The sequence below is a fragment of the Burkholderiales bacterium genome (assembly GCA_015075645.1).
GTDB lineage: Bacteria > Pseudomonadota > Gammaproteobacteria > Burkholderiales > Casimicrobiaceae > VBCG01.
In genome coordinates this window covers 293,376-310,191 of sequence record JABTUF010000003.1, presented here as the reverse complement: position 1 = coordinate 310,191, position 16,816 = coordinate 293,376, and the positions used below count along the sequence as shown (strand labels likewise).

19 protein-coding genes are annotated in these 16,816 nt (G+C 71.1%); all 19 read right to left on the bottom strand.

Annotated features, from left to right (window positions below; translation table 11 throughout):
• Window positions 1–48 precede the first annotated feature (48 nt).
• The 19 genes from hisF to HS109_08315 all read right to left on the bottom strand — a co-directional run bounded on the left by hisF (window position 49) and on the right by HS109_08315 (window position 16,778).
• Window positions 49–804: an imidazole glycerol phosphate synthase subunit HisF gene (gene hisF, locus HS109_08405; GenBank protein MBE7522394.1), complete on the bottom strand. Its 756-nt coding sequence runs from the start codon at window positions 802–804 to the stop codon at window positions 49–51.
• Between the two features lie 220 nt (window positions 805–1,024).
• Window positions 1,025–1,771 (bottom strand): 1-(5-phosphoribosyl)-5-[(5-phosphoribosylamino)methylideneamino]imidazole-4-carboxamide isomerase, encoded by a 747-nt coding sequence (gene hisA, locus HS109_08400; protein ID MBE7522393.1) that lies wholly within the window; start codon window positions 1,769–1,771, stop codon window positions 1,025–1,027.
• Between the two features lie 44 nt (window positions 1,772–1,815).
• Window positions 1,816–2,454, bottom strand: a complete 639-nt coding sequence (gene hisH, locus HS109_08395) for an imidazole glycerol phosphate synthase subunit HisH (GenBank protein ID MBE7522392.1) — start codon at window positions 2,452–2,454, stop codon at window positions 1,816–1,818.
• Window positions 2,455–2,678: 224 nt separating this feature from the next.
• Window positions 2,679–3,284: an imidazoleglycerol-phosphate dehydratase HisB gene (gene hisB, locus HS109_08390; protein MBE7522391.1), complete on the bottom strand. Its 606-nt coding sequence runs from the start codon at window positions 3,282–3,284 to the stop codon at window positions 2,679–2,681.
• Window positions 3,281–4,387: a histidinol-phosphate transaminase gene (locus tag HS109_08385; GenBank protein ID MBE7522390.1), complete on the bottom strand. Its 1,107-nt coding sequence runs from the start codon at window positions 4,385–4,387 to the stop codon at window positions 3,281–3,283. The genes hisB and HS109_08385 overlap by 4 nt, the downstream gene beginning before the upstream one ends.
• Entirely contained in the window at window positions 4,384–5,724 is a 1,341-nt protein-coding gene (gene hisD, locus HS109_08380; GenBank protein MBE7522389.1) for a histidinol dehydrogenase, read from the bottom strand. Before hisD ends, HS109_08385 begins: the two co-directional genes overlap by 4 nt.
• Window positions 5,721–6,380, bottom strand: coding sequence for an ATP phosphoribosyltransferase (locus tag HS109_08375; protein ID MBE7522388.1), 660 nt, complete (start codon window positions 6,378–6,380; stop codon window positions 5,721–5,723). Before HS109_08375 ends, hisD begins: the two co-directional genes overlap by 4 nt.
• 110 nt (window positions 6,381–6,490) lie before the next feature.
• Window positions 6,491–7,303: an NADPH-dependent 7-cyano-7-deazaguanine reductase QueF gene (gene queF / locus HS109_08370; protein ID MBE7522387.1), complete on the bottom strand. Its 813-nt coding sequence runs from the start codon at window positions 7,301–7,303 to the stop codon at window positions 6,491–6,493.
• Between the two features lie 104 nt (window positions 7,304–7,407).
• On the bottom strand, window positions 7,408–8,736 hold the full coding sequence (gene murA / locus HS109_08365; GenBank protein ID MBE7522386.1) for a UDP-N-acetylglucosamine 1-carboxyvinyltransferase: 1,329 nt from the start codon (window positions 8,734–8,736) through the stop codon (window positions 7,408–7,410).
• Window positions 8,737–8,811: 75 nt separating this feature from the next.
• A complete protein-coding gene (locus HS109_08360; protein ID MBE7522385.1) occupies window positions 8,812–9,075 on the bottom strand; it encodes a BolA/IbaG family iron-sulfur metabolism protein in 264 nt (87 codons plus the stop codon).
• Window positions 9,076–9,083: 8 nt separating this feature from the next.
• Entirely contained in the window at window positions 9,084–9,857 is a 774-nt protein-coding gene (locus tag HS109_08355; GenBank protein MBE7522384.1) for an ABC transporter permease, read from the bottom strand.
• Between the two features lie 17 nt (window positions 9,858–9,874).
• Window positions 9,875–10,840, bottom strand: a complete 966-nt coding sequence (locus HS109_08350) for an ABC transporter ATP-binding protein (GenBank protein ID MBE7522383.1) — start codon at window positions 10,838–10,840, stop codon at window positions 9,875–9,877.
• Entirely contained in the window at window positions 10,837–11,073 is a 237-nt protein-coding gene (locus tag HS109_08345) for an STAS domain-containing protein (GenBank protein MBE7522382.1), read from the bottom strand. Before HS109_08345 ends, HS109_08350 begins: the two co-directional genes overlap by 4 nt.
• A gap of 68 nt (window positions 11,074–11,141) precedes the next feature.
• Complete coding sequence (locus tag HS109_08340; GenBank protein ID MBE7522381.1) at window positions 11,142–11,768, bottom strand: ABC transporter substrate-binding protein; 627 nt, start codon at window positions 11,766–11,768, stop codon at window positions 11,142–11,144.
• The gene (locus HS109_08335) at window positions 11,765–12,487 is read right to left on the bottom strand and encodes a VacJ family lipoprotein (protein ID MBE7522380.1); all 723 of its coding nucleotides are present in this window, start codon (window positions 12,485–12,487) and stop codon (window positions 11,765–11,767) included. Before HS109_08335 ends, HS109_08340 begins: the two co-directional genes overlap by 4 nt.
• Window positions 12,484–12,954, bottom strand: coding sequence for an outer membrane lipid asymmetry maintenance protein MlaD (gene mlaD / locus HS109_08330; GenBank protein MBE7522379.1), 471 nt, complete (start codon window positions 12,952–12,954; stop codon window positions 12,484–12,486). Before mlaD ends, HS109_08335 begins: the two co-directional genes overlap by 4 nt.
• A 160-nt stretch (window positions 12,955–13,114) precedes the next feature.
• Entirely contained in the window at window positions 13,115–13,921 is an 807-nt protein-coding gene (gene mlaE / locus HS109_08325; GenBank protein MBE7522378.1) for a lipid asymmetry maintenance ABC transporter permease subunit MlaE, read from the bottom strand.
• A complete protein-coding gene (locus tag HS109_08320; GenBank protein MBE7522377.1) occupies window positions 13,911–14,777 on the bottom strand; it encodes an ABC transporter ATP-binding protein in 867 nt (288 codons plus the stop codon). Before HS109_08320 ends, mlaE begins: the two co-directional genes overlap by 11 nt.
• 36 nt (window positions 14,778–14,813) lie before the next feature.
• On the bottom strand, window positions 14,814–16,778 hold the full coding sequence (locus HS109_08315; GenBank protein MBE7522376.1) for a cation:proton antiporter: 1,965 nt from the start codon (window positions 16,776–16,778) through the stop codon (window positions 14,814–14,816).
• Between the last annotated feature and the right edge of the window lie 38 nt (window positions 16,779–16,816).

Genomic DNA, 16,816 nt, shown 5'->3' with positions numbered 1-16,816 from the left:
AGCGGCCGCGAAGTGCGGCAGGCATCGGACAACGGAGGTCCCGGCGCATCATCGCACCTCGATGCCCGCGCCGCGCATCGCGGACTTCGCCTGCGCGATCGTGTACTCGCCGTAATGGAAGATCGACGCGGCGAGCACCGCGTCCGCGCCCCCCAGGACGATGCCGTCGACCAGATGTTCGAGCGACCCGACGCCCCCCGACGCGATGACCGGAACGTCGACCGCGTCGGCCACCGCGCGCGTGAGCTTCAGGTCGAAGCCGGTCTTCGCGCCGTCGCGGTCCATGCTCGTGAGCAGGATCTCGCCGGCGCCGAGCGACGCGACCTCCCGCGCCCAGTCGATCGCGTCGAGCCCGGTCGGCGTGCGTCCGCCGTGGATGACGACCTGCCAGGCGTCCACCGCGCATTGCTTCGCGTCGATCGCCGCGACCACGCACTGCGCGCCGAAGCGCGCCGACGCCTCGGCGATGAACTCGGGGCGCTTCACGCCGGCCGTGTTGATGCTGACCTTGTCGGCGCCCGCGTTCAGAAGCGCGCGGATGTCCTCGATCGTGTTGACGCCGCCGCCCACGGTCAGCGGGATGAACACCTGGTCGGCGACCGCCTCGATCATGTCGCACAGCAGTCCGCGCGTCTCGATGCTCGCGCGGATGTCGAGGAACGCGAGCTCGTCCGCGCCCTCTTCGTCGTAGCGCCGCGCGACTTCGACCGGGTCGCCCGCGTCACGCAGGTTCACGAAGTTGACGCCCTTCACGACGCGGCCGGCGGCGACGTCGAGGCAGGGGATGATCCGTTTGGCCAGCATCAGTGTTCAGTTGGCAGTTGGCAGTTGACAGTGCGGTCGGCGTTTCCGGTGGCGGCGCATTCAGCGCCGTTGCGGGTCGGCGGCAGGTCCGACTTGAGTCGGACGCTCTTCGCGTCGACACATCGAAATTCGCAGGCTGACGGTTGACCTACCACGATCTCGCAGCGGCGCTCCACGCGCCGCCACTGGAGACTCCGGCGCCACTGCCAACTGCCAACTGTCAACTGTCAACTGACTTCTGCCTTCCCGCCTCGACCGCCTGCGCGAAGTCGAGCGTGCCCTCGTAGATCGCCCGGCCCGCGATCGCGCCGACGATGCCGTCGGCCTCGTGCTTCATCAGCGTGCGGACGTTGTCGAGCGAGGACAGGCCGCCGGACGCGATCACCGGCACCTTGATCGCCTTCGCGAGCCGCACCGTCGCCTCGACGTTGATGCCGGTCAGCATGCCGTCGCGCCCGATGTCGGTGTAGACGACCGCCTCGACGCCGTAGTCCTCGAACTTGCGGGCGAGGTCGATCACGTCGTGGCCGGTCATCTTCGACCAGCCGTCGGTCGCCACCTTGCCGTCGCGCGCGTCGAGGCCGACGATGATGTGGCCGGGGAACGCGTAGCACGCATCGTGCAGGAAGCCCGGATTCTTCACCGCGGCGGTGCCGATCACCACGTAGGTGATGCCGTCGTCGAGGTAGCGCTCGATCGTGTCGAGGTCGCGGATGCCGCCGCCCAGCTGGACCGGGATCTCCTCGCCGACGACGCTCACGATCTCGCGGATGGCGAGTTCGTTCTTCGGCCGCCCGGCGACCGCGCCGTTCAGGTCGACGATGTGCAGCCGCTCCGCGCCGCGCTCGAGCCAGTGCTGCGCCATGGCGGCGGGATCCTCGGAGAACACGGTCACCGCCTGCATGTCGCCCTGCTTCAGGCGGACGCAGTGGCCGTCCTTGATGTCGATGGCGGGAATGATCAGCATGGCCGCGGGCGTGGGGGATGGCGGCGGTGCGGAGGGCGCGCCCGTCAGGCGCGTCCGTTCCAGGCGACGAAGTTGGCGAGCAACTGCAGACCGGCGCGGTGGCTCTTCTCCGGATGGAACTGGGTCGCGAAGATATTAGCCCGTGCCACCGCGCAAGTAAACGGCGCGGGATAGTCGGTGGTGGCCGCGACCACGCTCCGGTCCCCCGGGACCGGATGGTAGCTGTGCGCGAAGTAGAAGCGCTCGTCGTCGGCGATGCGCTCCCAGAGCGGGTGCGCACGCGCCTGGTGCACGCGGCTCCAGCCCATGTGCGGGACCTTCAGGCGCTCGCCGTCCGGAAGCGCCATCGCGTCGTCGCGGAAACGCACGACCTGTCCGGCCAGGATCCCCAGGCACGCCGTCGGCCCTTCCTCGCTCGCGTCGAACAGCATCTGCAGCCCGAGGCAGACGCCGAGGAACGGCCGGTCGCGCGCGACCTCGATCACGACTTCGCGCAGCCCGGACGCATCCAGGCAGCGCATGCAATCCGGCATCGCCGCCTGCCCCGGCAGCACGACGCGCTCCGCGCGCCGCACGACCGCTGCGTCGCCCGTCACGACGACCTCGCTCGCCGGCGCGACATGCCGCAGCGCCTTCGCCACCGAGCGAAGGTTGCCCATGCCGTAGTCGATGACCGCGATCATTCAGTGTTCAGTTGACAGTTGTCCGTTGGCAGTAGCGACGGAGTCTCCGGTGGCGGCGCGTCGAGCGCCGGGTTCAGGAGTCAGTTCACAGTTGACAGTTGGCAGTGATGCCGGTGTCTCCGGTGGCGGCGCATCGAGCGCCGGGTTCGGTAGTCAGTTGAAAGGCGTAGTACCACCGGAAGCGCCGCCACCACTGCCAACTGTCAACTGACAACTGACAACTGTCAAAGCGCTCCCTTGGTCGAGGGAATGGCCCCCGCCGCGCGCGGATCGCGGGCGACCGCCATGCGCAGCGCGCGCCCGAACGCCTTGAACACCGTCTCGCACTGGTGATGGGCGTTCGCGCCGCGCAGGTTGTCGACGTGCAGCGTCGCGAACGCGTGGTTGGCGAATCCCTGGAAGAATTCGTGCGTGAGATCGACGTCGAAGGTCCCGACGCGCGCGCGCGTGAAGGCGACGTGGAACTCGAGGCCCGGCCGCCCCGACAGGTCGATCACGACGCGCGAGAGCGCCTCGTCGAGCGGCACGTAGGCGTGGCCGTAGCGCGCGAGCCCGGTCTTGTCGCCGACGGCCTTCGCGAGCGCCTGCCCGAGCACGATGCCGATGTCCTCGACCGTGTGGTGCGCGTCGATTTCGAGATCGCCCTCGGCTCGGACGGTCAGGTCGACCATACCGTGGCGGGCCACCTGGTCGAGCATGTGGTCGAGGAACGGGATCCCCGACGCGAGGTCGGAGCGCCCGGTGCCGTCGAGGCCGAGTTCGACGACGATCCGGGTCTCGCGCGTGTGGCGCTCGACGCGGGCGGTGCGGGCAGGAGGCGGGGCGTTCATGGCGGGGTCATCGCGCGAACCAGCGCATCGTTCTCGGCGGGCGTGCCGACGGTGATCCGCAGGCAGTTCGCGGTCAGCGGATGCCCGCCGTGCAGATTCTTCACCAGGATGCCGGCGGCGCGCAATCGCGTCGCCATGGCGTCCGCATCGGGCACGCGCACCAGCAGGAAGTTCGCGTCGCTCTGCGTCACCTCCGCGCCGGGGACGGCGGCGAGCGCGGCAGCGAGGCGCGCGCGTTCAGCGACGATCTTCGCCACCTGGGCCGCGAGCACGTCGGCGGCAGCGAGCACCACCGGGACCGCGGCCTGCGTCAGCGCGTTCACGTTGTAGGGCGATCGCACCTTGTCGAGTTCCGCGATCCAGGCCGGATGCCCGACCGCGTAGCCCAGGCGCGCGCCGGCGAGCCCGATCTTGGAGAGCGTCCGCAGCACGACCAGGTTGGGGAAGTCGAGCACGCGCGGCAGGAAGGAGGTCCCGGCGAAGTCGGCGTAGGCCTCGTCGACGACCACGAGGCCGGGCGCGGCGCCGAGGATGCGCTCGATCGAGGCGCGCGGCAGCGCGCGCCCGGTCGGGTTGTTCGGGCTCGCGAGCCACACGAGCGCGGGACGTTCGCGTCCGATCGCCGCGGCGAACGCTTCGTCGTCGAGCGTGAAATCCGCGCGCAGCGGCACCGACACGTAGCGCACCGCCGATTGCGCGGCGTAGATCCGGTACATGACGAAGGTCGGATCGGGCGCGAGGATCGCGGCGCCCGGGCGCGCCACCGCCGCGGTGATCACCTGGATCAGTTCGTCGGAACCGTTGCCCAGCACCATCTCCGCGCCGTGCGGGATCGGCAGCGCGGCGGCGAGCGCGCGCTTCACGCCTTCACCCGCGCCTTCGGGATAGCGGTTCACCGCCGCCTCCGCCAGCACGGCGGCGAGTTCGCCGCGCAGCGACGCGGGCAGCGGAAAGGGATTCTCGTTCGCGTGGAGCTCGATCATGCCCGCGGGCTTCGCGGTCGCGTAGCTCGTCGTCGCGAGGATCTCCCCTCGAATGGTCGCGGCCACGCGGGCCTCGACCGCCGACGCCTCGACCGCGCGAACGGGCGCCGGGCCGCTCATGTCGCGGCCGGTTCCCGCCGCCCTGCCGCGGCGGCGAGCCGGGCTTCCGCCGAGCGTGCGTGCGCGGTGAGGCCCTCGCCGTGCGCGAGCGTCGCGGCGATCGGCGCGAGCGTGCGCGCGCCGGCCGCGGAGATGCGCAGCACGCTCGAGCGCTTCTGGAAATCGTGGACGCCGAGCGGCGACGAGAAGCGCGCGGTGCGGCCGGTCGGCAGCACGTGGTTGGGTCCGGCGCAGTAGTCGCCGAGCGCCTCGCAGGCGTGGTGGCCGACGAAGATCGCGCCGGCGTGCCGGATGCGCGGCAGGAGCGCGTCGGGGTCGGCCACCGCGAGTTCGAGGTGCTCGGCCGCGATGCGGTTCGCGACCTCGCAGGCTTCCGCGAGGTCGCGAACCTTCACCAGCGCGCCGCGCTTCGCGAACGACGCCTCGATGACGGCGGCCCGGGGCATCGACGCGAGCGCGCGGTGCATCGCCGCGTCCACCGCGTCGAGCAGCGCGTCGTCGGGGGTGAGCAGGATCGCCTGCGCCATCTCGTCGTGCTCGGCCTGCGAGAAGAGGTCGATGGCGACCCAGTCCGGATTCGCCGACGCGTCCGCGATCACCAGGATCTCGGAGACGCCGGCCACCATGTCGATGCCGACCGCGCCGAACACCCGGCGCTTGGCCGCCGCGACGTAGGCGTTCCCCGGCCCGCAGATCTTGTCGACCGCGGGGATCGTCTCGGTGCCGTACGCGAGCGCGGCGATCGCCTGCGCGCCGCCGACCGTGAACGCGCGCGTCACACCCGCGAGGTGCGCCGCAGCCAGCACCAGCGCGTTGCGCACGCCGCCCGGTGTCGGAACCACCATCACGATCTCGCGCACGCCGGCGACCTGCGCCGGGATCGCGTTCATCAGCACCGACGACGGGTACGCCGCCTTGCCGCCCGGCACGTAGATGCCGACGCGGTCGAGCGGCGTGACGCGCTGGCCGAGCACGGTGCCGTCGGGTTCGACGACCTCGAAGCCGCCGCCGTGCGCCCTCTGCGCCTCGTGGAACGCGCGGATGCGCGCCGCGGCGGCCGCGAGCGCGTCGCGCTGGCCGTCGGGCAGGAGTTCGTACGCGCGGCGCATCTCGTCGGCCGAGATCTCGAACGCCGCCGCCGAGGGCAACTCGAGCCGGTCATGCTTGCGGGAGAGTTCGAGGAGGGCGTCGTCGCCGTGCCGGCGCACCTCGTCGACGATGCGCGCGACCGCGTCGTCGATGTCCGGGTCCTGGCCCGCCTCGAACGCGATCAGCCGCCCGAGTTCGGCGTCGAACTCGGCCGAGACGGTCGACAGCCGGCGAAACACGACGGTCACGCCGCCGCCTCCGCGCGCGCGGGCACGGCCGCCGCGATCGCGTCGACGAGCGGCTTGACGACGTCGCGCTTCAGCTTGAGCGCGGCCGGGTTCACGACGAGCCGCGCGGTGATCGGCATGACCGTCTCGACCTCGACGAGATCGTTGGCCCTGAGCGTGTTGCCGCTCGACACGAGGTCGACGATCGCGTCGGCGAGCCCCGAGATCGGCGCGAGTTCCATCGACCCGTAGAGCTTGATCAGGTCGACGTGCATGCCCTTCGAGGCGAAGTGCTCGCGGGCGATCGTCACGTACTTGGTCGCGACGCGGATCCTCGCGCCGCGCTGCACGTTGCCGGCCCAGTCGTAGCCGCGGCGCGTGGCCACCGACATCCGGCAGCGCGCGACGCCGAGATCCACCGGCTGGTAGAGCCCGTCGCCGCCGTGCTCGAGCAGCACGTCCTTGCCCGCGATGCCCACGTCGGCGGCGCCCCACTGCACGTAGGTCGGCACGTCGGTGGCCCGCACGACCATCAGCGACACGCCGCTCCGGTTCGTCGGCAGCACGAGCTTGCGCGAGACGTCCGGATCCTCGGCCGGCACGATCCCCGCCAGCGCGAGGAGCGGCAGCGTTTCGTCGAGGATGCGTCCTTTCGACAGGGCGATCGTGAGCGACATGGAACCGGGGATTCTACCCGTTCGCCCGCGCTCGCCTCCCGGGCCGTCGCCGGGCCACGCCTCATCGATCGCCGGGCAACGTGATGTCGCGGCCGGCGGGCCGGCCCGCGCTATTGGCGCACGTCGGGCGCCGAGCGCGCGCGCCAGGTCGCCTCGCTCGAACGGAACGGATTGATGTCGATCCCGCCGCGACGGGTGAAGCGCGCCTCGACGGCGAGCTTGCTCGGACGGCACGCGGCCGCGACGTCGACGAAGATGCGCTCGACGCAATGCTCGTGGAAACCGGGGTGGTGCCGGTAGCCGACGAGGTAGGCGAGGAGCGAGCCGCGCTCGATGCGCGGGCCGCGGTAGCGCAGGCTCACGGCCGCGTAGTCGGGCTGGCCGGTGACCGGGCAGACCGAACGGAACAGCGAGGTGAAGAGCGTCTCGTCGCCGTCCCACGGCGTGGTCGCGAGGCGCGAGGCGTCCGGCGCGTCGGGCACCGAGACGAGCGGCGCCTGGTCGATCGACGCCCCATCCATCGGTTCGCGGGCGAGCCCGCCATAGGCCGGCGGCAGCGCGAGCGTCACACGCACCTCCGCGCCCGTCGCGCGCCCGAGGTCGCGTCCGATCGCCGCGACGACCTGTTCCCGCGACTCGAAGCGTTCGTCGTGCAGCGACGCGAGGAAGAGCTTCATCGACTTCGACTCGACGATGCGCGGCGACGCGGCGGGAACCTCGAAACGCGCCACCGCCGCCTGCGGGCGGCCGTGCGCGTCGAGCCAGGTGAGTTCCCACGCGGTCCACGCGTCGTGGCCGACGAACGGCAACGGCGGCGCGAGCCCGATCGCGGCGCGCGCGTCGGCACGATCGACCGGGAACAGCAACTCCGGGTCGTAGCGTCCGGGCTGCGGCGTCGGACGGGCGAGCGGCGAGGCACCCAAGTCTGTCAGTTTGTCACTCCGCGCATCGCAGCGGGCGGCCTCCGTCCCCAAGGGGCAGGCCCCCGCCGATCCGCCTCAATGACCCGCATGGCTCGCGTCATCGCTCATTTGACGCGATGGATGGAAGCGCCGAGCGCGGCGAGCTTCTCCTCGAGCCGCTCGTAGCCCCGGTCGAGATGATAGATCCGATCGATCGTCGTGGCCCCGTCGGCGACGAGCCCGGCGATCACGAGGCAGGCCGAGGCGCGCAGATCGGTCGCCATGACGTTCGCGCCGGTCAGGCGTCCGACGCCGCGCACGATCGCGGTGCTCCCCTCGACCTCGATGTCGGCGCCGAGCCGGACGAGTTCCTGCACGTGCATCATCCGGTTCTCGAAGATCGTCTCGGTGACGACCGACGTGCCCGAAGCGCGCGTCGCCAGCGCCATGAACTGGGCCTGCATGTCGGTCGGGAACGCGGGATAGGGCGCGGTGCGCACGTTCGCCGCGACGAGCGGCCCGTCGCGCACGATCCGCAGCGCGCCGGGCGCGACGTCGATCCTCGCGCCGGCTTCCACGAGCTTGTCGATCACCGCTTCGAGCGTGTCGGCGCGCGCGCCGGTGAGCGTCGCGTCGCCGCCCGCCGCCGCCACCGCCGCGAGGAACGTGCCGGTTTCGATGCGGTCCGGCATGATTCGGTGCCTCGCTCCGCCCAGGCGCTCCACGCCCTCGACGACGATGCGGTCGCTGCCCGCTCCGCTGATGCGCGCGCCCATCGAAACCAGGCATTGCGCGAGATCGACGACTTCCGGCTCGCGCGCCGCGTTCTCGAGGACGGTCGTCCCCTCGGCGAGCGTGGCCGCCATCAGCAGGTTCTCGGTGCCGGTCACGGTGACGACGTCGAACACGAAGCGCGCGCCGCGAAGCCGCGTCGTGCGGGCGCCGATGTAGCCGTGGTCGAGGTCGATCTCGGCGCCCATCGCCTGCAGCCCCTTGACGTGCTGGTCGACCGGCCGCAGGCCGATCGCGCAGCCGCCGGGCAGCGACACCCGCGCCTCGCGGCAGCGCGCGAGCAGGGGGCCGAGCACGAGGATCGACGCCCGCATCGTCTTGACGAGCTCGTAGGGCGCGAGCGGCCATTCGATGCGGGAGGCATCGAGCGCGAGCGCGCCTCCCGCCGTCTCGTCGATCCGCACGCCCATCTGCGACAGCAGCGTGCGCATCGTGCGCACGTCGTTCAGTTTCGGCACCTGCGAGAGCTCGAGCGGCTCGTCGGCGAGGAGCGCCGCGCAGAGGATCGGCAGCGCGGCGTTCTTCGCGCCCGAGACGGCGACCGTGCCCTCGAGGGGCCGGCCGCCTTCGATCACGAGCTTGTCCACGACGTCGTTCCGCGAAGCGTCAGGCCGGGCCGATGCCGCGCGGAGCGGCAGCGCGAAGGGGGCGAGCGTAGCCATGCGCCGAGCATCGCCCGCGAACCGGGCGGCGGACCGGCGAACCGCCGGGCGAACCGCGGCGGGATTCGGGCTTTCTCATGGCGCGCCGGCCTCGCGCGGGCGGCGCGCCTCCCACTCGGCGGGGGTGAGCGTCGTCATCGACAGCGCGTGGATCTCCTCGCGCATCCGCTCGCCGAGCGCGGCGTAGACGCGCTGGTGGCGCTGCACGCGGGGCAAACCCTCGAACGCGGCGGAGACCACCAGCGCGGCGAAGTGGTGCCCGTCGTCGCCTTCCACGTCGAGGTGTTCGCAGGCGAAGCCGGCGGCGATCGAGGCACGGATCGATTCGGGAGTGACCATGGTGTGGTTCAGGGACGGAGCTTCCAGCCGCGGCCGATCAGCGCGAGCGCCGCGCCCGCCAGCGCGAACGCGAATCCCGCGACGATCGCGAGGCTCGCGAGCGGCGGCGAGTCGGAGAGGCCGAAGAAGCCGTAGCGGAAGCCGTCGATCATGTAGAAGAACGGGTTGAACTGCGACGCTGCCTGCCAGGCCGGCGGCAGCGAGTGGATCGAGTAGAACACGCCGGACAGGAAGGTGAGCGGCACGACGATGAAGTTCTGGAACGCCGCGAGCTGGTCGAACTTGTCGGCCCAGATGCCGGCGAGGAGCCCGAGCGTCCCGAGGATCGCGCTGCCGAGGAGCGCGAAGACGACGACCCAGCCGGGATGCGCCGGGAACATGAGCGCCGGCGCGAACGCGAGCGTCACGACGAACACGCCGAGCCCGACGGCGAGGCCGCGCACCATCGCGCCGGCGACGTACGCGGTGAACAGTCCCTGCGGACTCAACGGGGCCAGCAGCACGAACACGAGGTTCCCGGTGACCTTCGACTGGATGAGCGACGACGACGTGTTGGCGAAGGCGTTCTGCAGCACCGACATCATCACGAGTCCGGGCACGAGGAACTCGGTGTAGCGGACCCGCCCGTCGAACACCGCGACGTGGGACTCCAGCACGTGCGAGAAGATCAGGAGGTACAGGAGCGCCGTCAGGATCGGCGCGGCGATGGTCTGGAAGCTCACCTTCCAGAAGCGCAGGACCTCCTTGCGGAACAGCGTCCAAGCGCCGACGCCAGTCGGCATCGGGGCCGCAGCGAGGCTCACCACGACACCTCATCGGCGCTCGTGGGCATCCCGGGCCGGTTTCCATGCGCCACGGGCGCCGCCGGGGCGGGACCCGACTGCATGATGCGCAGGAACACCTGTTCGAGGTCCGCCTCGTCGAGCGTGAGTTCCTGGACGGGGATGCCGGCGAGCCGCATCGCCGAGAGCAGCGACTCGAGTTCGGCGGGGCGTTCGATGCCGAGGTGCCAGGTGTCGCCGGTGCGGCGGAGGAGCCTCGGCTTCCAGGCGTCGGGCAGGTCGCGCGCGACGAGGCGAACGGTGAGCCCCGCGTTGCGCGACAGCAGCGCCTGCGTCGTGTCGAGCGCGACCACGCGCCCGGCCTTCAGCATCGCGATGCGCCCGCACAGCGCCTCGGCCTCCTCGAGATAGTGCGTCGTGAGGATCACCGTGTGGCCGTCGGCGTTGAGCCGGCGGACGAAGGTCCACAGGTTCCGGCGCAACTCGACGTCGACGCCCGCCGTCGGCTCGTCGAGCACGATGACCGGCGGACGGTGCACCAGCGCCTGCCCGACCAGCACGCGGCGCTTCATGCCGCCGGAGAGCGAGCGCATGTTCGCGTCCGCCTTCTCGGTGAGGTCGAGGTGGTGCAGGATCTCGTCGATCCAGTCGTCGTTCCGCGCGAGCCCGAAGTAACCGGACTGGATGCGCAGCGTCTCGCGCACCGAGAAGAACGGATCGAACACGAGCTCCTGCGGCACGACGCCGAGCGCCCGGCGTGCCTCGCGGTAGTCGGCGACGACGTCGTGGCCCATGACGCGCGCGTACCCGGCGTCCGCGCGCACCAGCCCCGCGAGGATCGAGATCAGCGTCGTCTTGCCGGCGCCGTTCGGGCCGAGGAGGCCGAAGAACTCGCCCTGCGCGACCGCGAGGTCGACGCCGTCGAGCGCCTGGACCGGCCCGAACCGGCGCGCGAGAGCGACGATGTCGACGGCCGCGGTCACGCGCCGATCAGTTCGTCGACCCCGTAGACGCGCGCGAGCGACGCGAGCAGCGGCGGCATCGACACGAACGCCAGCGCGGCCCCTTCCGCGACGGCGCGGCGCCGCAGCGCGAGCAGCACGGCGAGTGCCGCGGAGTCGGCGTGACCGAGTCCCGAGAGGTCGACCTGCCCGTCGGACGGCAGCGGGAGCGCACGCGCCGCGTCGAGCACCGTCGTGGCGTTGTCGAAGGTGATCTGGCCCGCGCAGTTCCAGCGCGCGCCCCCTTCGGCGAGCGCGAAGCCTCCCGCGGGGGCCGTACCGCTCACTTGGCCGCGCCGCCCTTGTTGCGCGCTGCGAGCGACGCGATCAGGCCGTCGACGCCGCCCGAGCGGACCTGTTCGTTGAACTCGTCGCGGTAGTTGGTGACGAGCGACACGCCGCCGATGATGACGTCGTAGGCGCGCCAGCCGTCCGGGCCCTTCGCCATGCTGTAGTCGATCGGCACCGGCGCCTGGCCGGAACGCACCACCTCGGTTCGCACCGTGACGTCGGTCGCGCCCGCATCCGCGCGGAGCGGCTTGTAGTCGATCGTCTGGTTGCGGTACTGCACCAGCGCGCCGGAGTAGGTGCGCACCAGCAGCGAACGGAACTCGTCGGCGAGGCGCTTCTGCTGGTCCGGCGACGCCTTGCGCCAGTTGCGGCCCATCGCCAGCGCGGTCATCCGCGGGAAGTCGAAGTGCTGCAGGAGCTTCGTCTCGACCACCTCGCGGATGCGCGCCTGGTCGCCGTCCTGGACCTTCGGGTCGGTCTTGATGATCTGCAGCACCTCCTGCGACACGCGCTTCACGAGCGCGTCGGGCGCCTCCTGCGCGTACGCGGGGCCGGCGACGAGCGCCACGAGCGAGGCGAGGACGATCCCGCGGCGTCCCCGGTCGAATCCGCGAATCATTCGTCGTCCTCCCGTTTCGGCGGATTGCCGTCCCAGACCAGGTACTCGCGGCGCTGCAGGTACGAGCGCCGGATGAACGTGTAGCGGTCGATCGCGGCCTTGTCGATCATCGCGGACGCATCGAGCGCCTGCACGCGCAGGTCGAGCGCGCCGATGAAGTACAGGACGTTCCGCAGCGGCACGTCGCTGACCGCGTAGTAGATCGGCGACATGTAGGCGCGGATGACGAGCCCGGTCCCGTCGCGGAAGGTCGTCGGCCCGATGATCGGCACGAACAGGTACGGGCCCTGCGGGAAGCCCCAGTAGCCGAAGGTCTGGCCGAAGTCCTCCTCGCCCTTCGGAATGCCGGCGTCGGTCGCGATGTCGATGAACCCGAAGCCCCACACGTTGACGGTCAGGCGCCCGAGATCGTTGCCGGCCTTCTCCCACTTGCCCTGCAAGAGGCCGTTCAGCGCCGAGAAGCCGTCGTCGATGTTGCCGAAGAACGTGCGCACCGCCGCCTGCACCGGCGACGGCACGTAGTCGACCCAGGCCTGCGCGAGCGGGCGGAACGCGTGCTGGTCGATCGGCTCGTGGATCGCGTACATCGCCCGATTCATCGGCTCGAACGGGTCGGCCTTGTTCGCCTCGCTGCCGTCCGGCAGCGTCGCGCAGCCGGCGAGCGCCGCCGCGAGCACGAGCGCCGCGCCGGCGCGGCCGATGCGTGACGGTATCGTCACTTCCCGCTCCCCTGCTGCTGCGCCTTGTCGAACAGGAACTGGCTGATGAGCTTCTCGAGCACGACCGCCGACTGCGTCTTCGCGATGCGCCCGCCGTCGGCGATCATCTGCGGATCCCCGCCGGCGTCGAGACCGATGTACACCTCGCCCAGGAGGCCCGAGGTGTTGATCGACGCGATCGTGTCCTTGCTGAACTTGTACTGCGGGTCGATGACGAGCGTCACGACGGCCTCGAAGGTCTTCGGGTCGAGCCGGATGCGCTCGACGCGCCCGACGACCACGCCGGCCGCCTTCGCGGGGGCGCGCATCTTGAGGCCGCCGATGTTGTCGAACGCCGCCTCGATGTGGTAGCCCTCGCGGGTGTTCGTCTGCAGCAGGTTGCCGACCTTGAGCGAGAGGAACAGGATCGCGCCCAGGCCCAGCAGGACGAAGATGCCGACCCAGAGGTCGATGGTCGATCGGTTCATGGCAGTGGGTTCGTGGACGTGACCGGCGAACGCGCCGGGCGGGTTCGCCCGCGCCGCGCGGTGGACGATCGTTCGCGGCGCCGGTCCCGTCGCAGGTCTGCCCCAGCGTAGCACGCGCGGCGCAGGGACGAGCGGGAGGGAGGCGGACGCGACGGCGCCATCAGATCACCCCGACGCCGCGGAACATGAATACGGTGAGGACGAAGTCCGCCGCGAGGATCGCGAGCGACGAGCCGACGACGGTGCGCGTGGTCGCGCCCGACACGCCTTCGGCGGTGGGCGCGGCGTCGTACCCCTCGAACACGGCGATGAGGCTCACGATCAGGCCGAAAACGACGCTCTTGATGATCCCGTTGACGATGTCGCTGCGGAAATCGACGACCGACTGCATGTTGCCCCAGAACGAGCCGGCGTCGATCCCGATCAGGCGGACGCCGACCAGGTAGGCGCCGAAGATGCCCAGCGTCGAGAACAGCGCGGCGAGGAGCGGCATCGAGATCACGCCGCCCCAGAAGCGCGGCGCGACGACCCGGGCGAGCGGATCGACCGCCATCATCTCCATCGCCGAGAGCTGTTCGGTGGCCTTCATCAACCCGATCTCGGCGGTGATCGCGCTGCCGGCGCGGCTCGCGAACAGGAGGCCGGCGACCACCGGTCCGAGTTCGCGCACGAGCGAGAGGGCGACGAGGATCCCGAGCGATTCGGACGCGCCGTAGCGCTGCAGCACGTCGTAGCCCTGCAGTGCGAGGACCATGCCGACGAACAGGCCCGACACCAGGATGATGACGAGCGACAGCACTCCGGCGAAGTAGATCTCGCGCAGCGTCAGCCGGATGCGACGCAGGCCCGCGGGCGAGTGCGCGATGACCGCGACGAAGAAACGCGCCGCGAACCCCAGCCGCGCGACCGCGCGCCGCGTTCCCGCGCCGATCCGGCGCACGCCGTCGGCGATGGCGCTAGCCGGCATGGCCGATCGCGAACGAGCGCTCGAGCGGCGGCGCGGCCACGTGGAACGGAACCGGTCCGTCCACCTCGCCGTCGACGAACTGGCGCACGAACGCGTCGCCGGAGGCTCGCACCTCGTCGGGCGTGCCCTGCGCGACGATGCGCCCGTCCGAGACGAAGTACAGGTAGTCGACGATCTTGAGCGACTCGTACACGTCGTGGGTGACGACCACCGAGGTGATGCCCAGCGCGTCGTTGAGCTTGCGGATCAACTGGCCCACGACGCCGAGCGAGATGGGATCGAGCCCGGCGAACGGCTCGTCGTACATGACGAGCATCGGATCGAGGGCGATCGCGCGCGCGAGCGCGACGCGGCGGGCCATGCCTCCGGAGAGTTGCGAGGGCCTGAGCGCGGCAGCGCCCCGCAGGCCGACCGCGTTCAGCTTCATCAGCACGAGGTCGCGGATGAGCTCGTCGGAGAGATCGGTGAGCTCGCGCAACGGGAACGCGACGTTCTCGAACACCGACAGATCGGTGAACAGGGCGCCGAACTGGAACAGCATGCCCACCTGCCGGCGCAATTGGTAGAGGCCTTCGCGGTCGAGGTCGGGCACCGACTGCCCGGCGACGACCACCCGTCCCGCCGTCGGCCGCACCTGGCCGCCGATCAGGCGCAGGATCGTGGTCTTGCCGCATCCGGATCCGCCCATGATCGCGACGACCTTGCCTTGCGGAATCGTCATCGACATGCCCTTGAGGATCGGGCGCGTGCGGTCGTATCCGAACGTCACGTCGGCCAATTCCACCGCGGTCGCCTGGCGGCGATCGAAGGTCGCGGCCGGTCGGGCCGTGGAGGATGGGGTCACGTTCGGGGGCATCGAGGGCGGAACCCGCCATTGTAGCGGGCCGGCTCCTCAACCGTCGAGCAAGCGGCCCTCCGCGATCGCGAGACTCTCCGGCCGGCCGAGCAGCACGATGACGTCGCCGGGTTCGAAGCGCCAGTCCGGCGTCGGACGCGCCGGACGCGCGCCGCGCCGCCGCACGCCGTTGACCTCGACCAGGCCCGCGAGCGCGACCTCGTCGAGCGTGCGCCCGACCGCCGCGGCGCGCTCGGTGAGCACCACCGTGTGCAATCGCGGCTGCAGGTTCTCGGCGGCGTCGGCGGCGTCGGTCGCGCCATGGAAGAAGCCGCGGAACAGGTTGTAGCGCTCCTCGCGGATCGCCCGGATGCGCGCGAGCACGCGGTTCAGCGGCACGCCGAGGAGCAGGAGCGAGTGCGACGCGAGCATCAGGCTGCCTTCGAGCACCTCGGGCACCACCTCGGTCGCGCCCGCCCGGAGCAGGCGGTCGAGTTCCGCGTCGTCGACCGTGCGCACCACGACCGGAAGTTCCGGCCGCACGGCTTGCACCAGGTGCAGGATCTTGAGCGCGAGCGGCACGTCGGCGAAGGTCACGACCACCGCACGAGCCTTCGGGAGTCCGGCCGCGACGAGCGTCTCGCGCCGGCCGGCGTCGCCGTAGACGACGCTTCCGCCCGCGCCCGCGGCCTCGCGCACGCGTTGCGGATCGTTGTCGAGCGCGACGTAGGGAATGTCCTCGGCGTCGAGGAGCCGCGCGAGATTCTGCCCGCTCCGTCCGTAGCCGCAGACGATCACGTGCTCCTGCCGGGCCATCGCCTGCGACGCGATCGCGGTGACCTGCGCCGCGCGCGCGAGCCAGTCGTTCGCGGTCAGCCGCCGCACGATCGGCTCGATGAACTGGATCTGCACCGGCGCGGCGAGCATCGACAGCACCATCGCGGCCAGCACGATCTGCAGACTCGCCCCGTCGATAAGTCGGTTCTGCGCCGCCAAGGCGAGCATCACGAGCGCGAGTTCGCCGGCCTGCGCGAGGTAGAGGCCGGTGCGCATCGCGGTCGCGAGCGGCGAGCCGAACGCCCGCGCGAGCAGCACGATCAGCGCGAGTTTCGCCGCGACCGGGACGATGAGGAGCGCGAGGACCCAGCCGATGTTGGCGCCGACGACCGCGAGGTCGAGCGCCATCCCGATCGTCACGAAGAACAGGCCGAGCAGCACGTCGCGGAACGGCGCGATGTCCTCCTCGACCTGGTAGCGGAACTCGGTCTCGGCGATCAGCATCCCGGCGAGGAAGGCCCCGAGTTCCAGCGACAGCCCGGCGAAGTCGGTGAGCGCGGCCAGTCCCAGCGTGACGAACAGCACGTTCAGCGTGAAGAGTTCGCGCGAGCGCTGCCGGGCCACCAGCGAGAACCACCAGCGCATCGGCCGCTGTCCGGCATAGAGGACGACCACCAGCGCGACGGCCGCCTTGAGCGCGGCGAGAGAGAGCGCGAGCGCGAGCGTGGATGCTTCCGCGTGCAGCGACGGGATCACGATCAGGAACGCGACGACGGCCAGGTCCTGGAACAGCAGGATGGCGATCGCGTCGCGCGCATGGGGCGTCGCGAGTTCCCCGCGCTCGGCGAGCATCTTCGAGACGATCGCGGTCGAACTCATCGCGAGCGCTCCGCCCAGCACCAGTCCGGCTTGCCAGCCGAATCCCGCGACCGACAGGGCGGCGACGCCCGCCAGCGTGGTGATCGCCACCTGCGCGAGGCCGAGTCCGAAGACCGCGCGGCGCATCGCGCGAAGCTTGGGCAGGCTGAACTCGAGGCCGACCGAGAAGAGCAGGAACACGATCCCGAACTCGGCGACCTTGCGCGTGGCCTCGTCGTCGGCGACCCATCCGAGCGCGTGCGGACCGATCGCGGTCCCGACGATCAGGTAGCCCAGGATCGGCGGCAGGCGCGCGAGCCGGCAGGCGACGACCACCACCACCGCCGCGGCGAGGAGGACGAGAACGAGCGGAAGGGCGTGGAGCATGGTCGCGGTTCGGTGCTCCGACGTTAGCACGCCCGCGG

What these genes read in the sequence shown, in the direction of transcription:
- hisB (MBE7522391.1), bottom strand. Translation starts at nt 3,284, where the DNA reads ATGAACGCCCCGCCTCCTGCCCGCACCGCCCGCGTCGAGCGCCACACG.
- HS109_08315 (MBE7522376.1), bottom strand. Translation starts at nt 16,778, where the DNA reads ATGCTCCACGCCCTTCCGCTCGTTCTCGTCCTCCTCGCCGCGGCGGTG.
- HS109_08385 (MBE7522390.1), bottom strand. Translation starts at nt 4,387, where the DNA reads ATGAGCGGCCCGGCGCCCGTTCGCGCGGTCGAGGCGTCGGCGGTCGAG.
- HS109_08355 (MBE7522384.1), bottom strand. Translation starts at nt 9,857, where the DNA reads ATGCCGACTGGCGTCGGCGCTTGGACGCTGTTCCGCAAGGAGGTCCTG.
- hisF (MBE7522394.1), bottom strand. Translation starts at nt 804, where the DNA reads ATGCTGGCCAAACGGATCATCCCCTGCCTCGACGTCGCCGCCGGCCGC.
- mlaD (MBE7522379.1), bottom strand. Translation starts at nt 12,954, where the DNA reads ATGAACCGATCGACCATCGACCTCTGGGTCGGCATCTTCGTCCTGCTG.
- hisA (MBE7522393.1), bottom strand. Translation starts at nt 1,771, where the DNA reads ATGCTGATCATTCCCGCCATCGACATCAAGGACGGCCACTGCGTCCGC.
- HS109_08375 (MBE7522388.1), bottom strand. Translation starts at nt 6,380, where the DNA reads ATGTCGCTCACGATCGCCCTGTCGAAAGGACGCATCCTCGACGAAACG.
- mlaE (MBE7522378.1), bottom strand. Translation starts at nt 13,921, where the DNA reads ATGCCGGCTAGCGCCATCGCCGACGGCGTGCGCCGGATCGGCGCGGGA.
- murA (MBE7522386.1), bottom strand. Translation starts at nt 8,736, where the DNA reads ATGGCTACGCTCGCCCCCTTCGCGCTGCCGCTCCGCGCGGCATCGGCC.
- hisH (MBE7522392.1), bottom strand. Translation starts at nt 2,454, where the DNA reads ATGATCGCGGTCATCGACTACGGCATGGGCAACCTTCGCTCGGTGGCG.
- HS109_08320 (MBE7522377.1), bottom strand. Translation starts at nt 14,777, where the DNA reads ATGCCCCCGAACGTGACCCCATCCTCCACGGCCCGACCGGCCGCGACC.
- HS109_08360 (MBE7522385.1), bottom strand. Translation starts at nt 9,075, where the DNA reads ATGGTCACTCCCGAATCGATCCGTGCCTCGATCGCCGCCGGCTTCGCC.
- HS109_08340 (MBE7522381.1), bottom strand. Translation starts at nt 11,768, where the DNA reads ATGATTCGCGGATTCGACCGGGGACGCCGCGGGATCGTCCTCGCCTCG.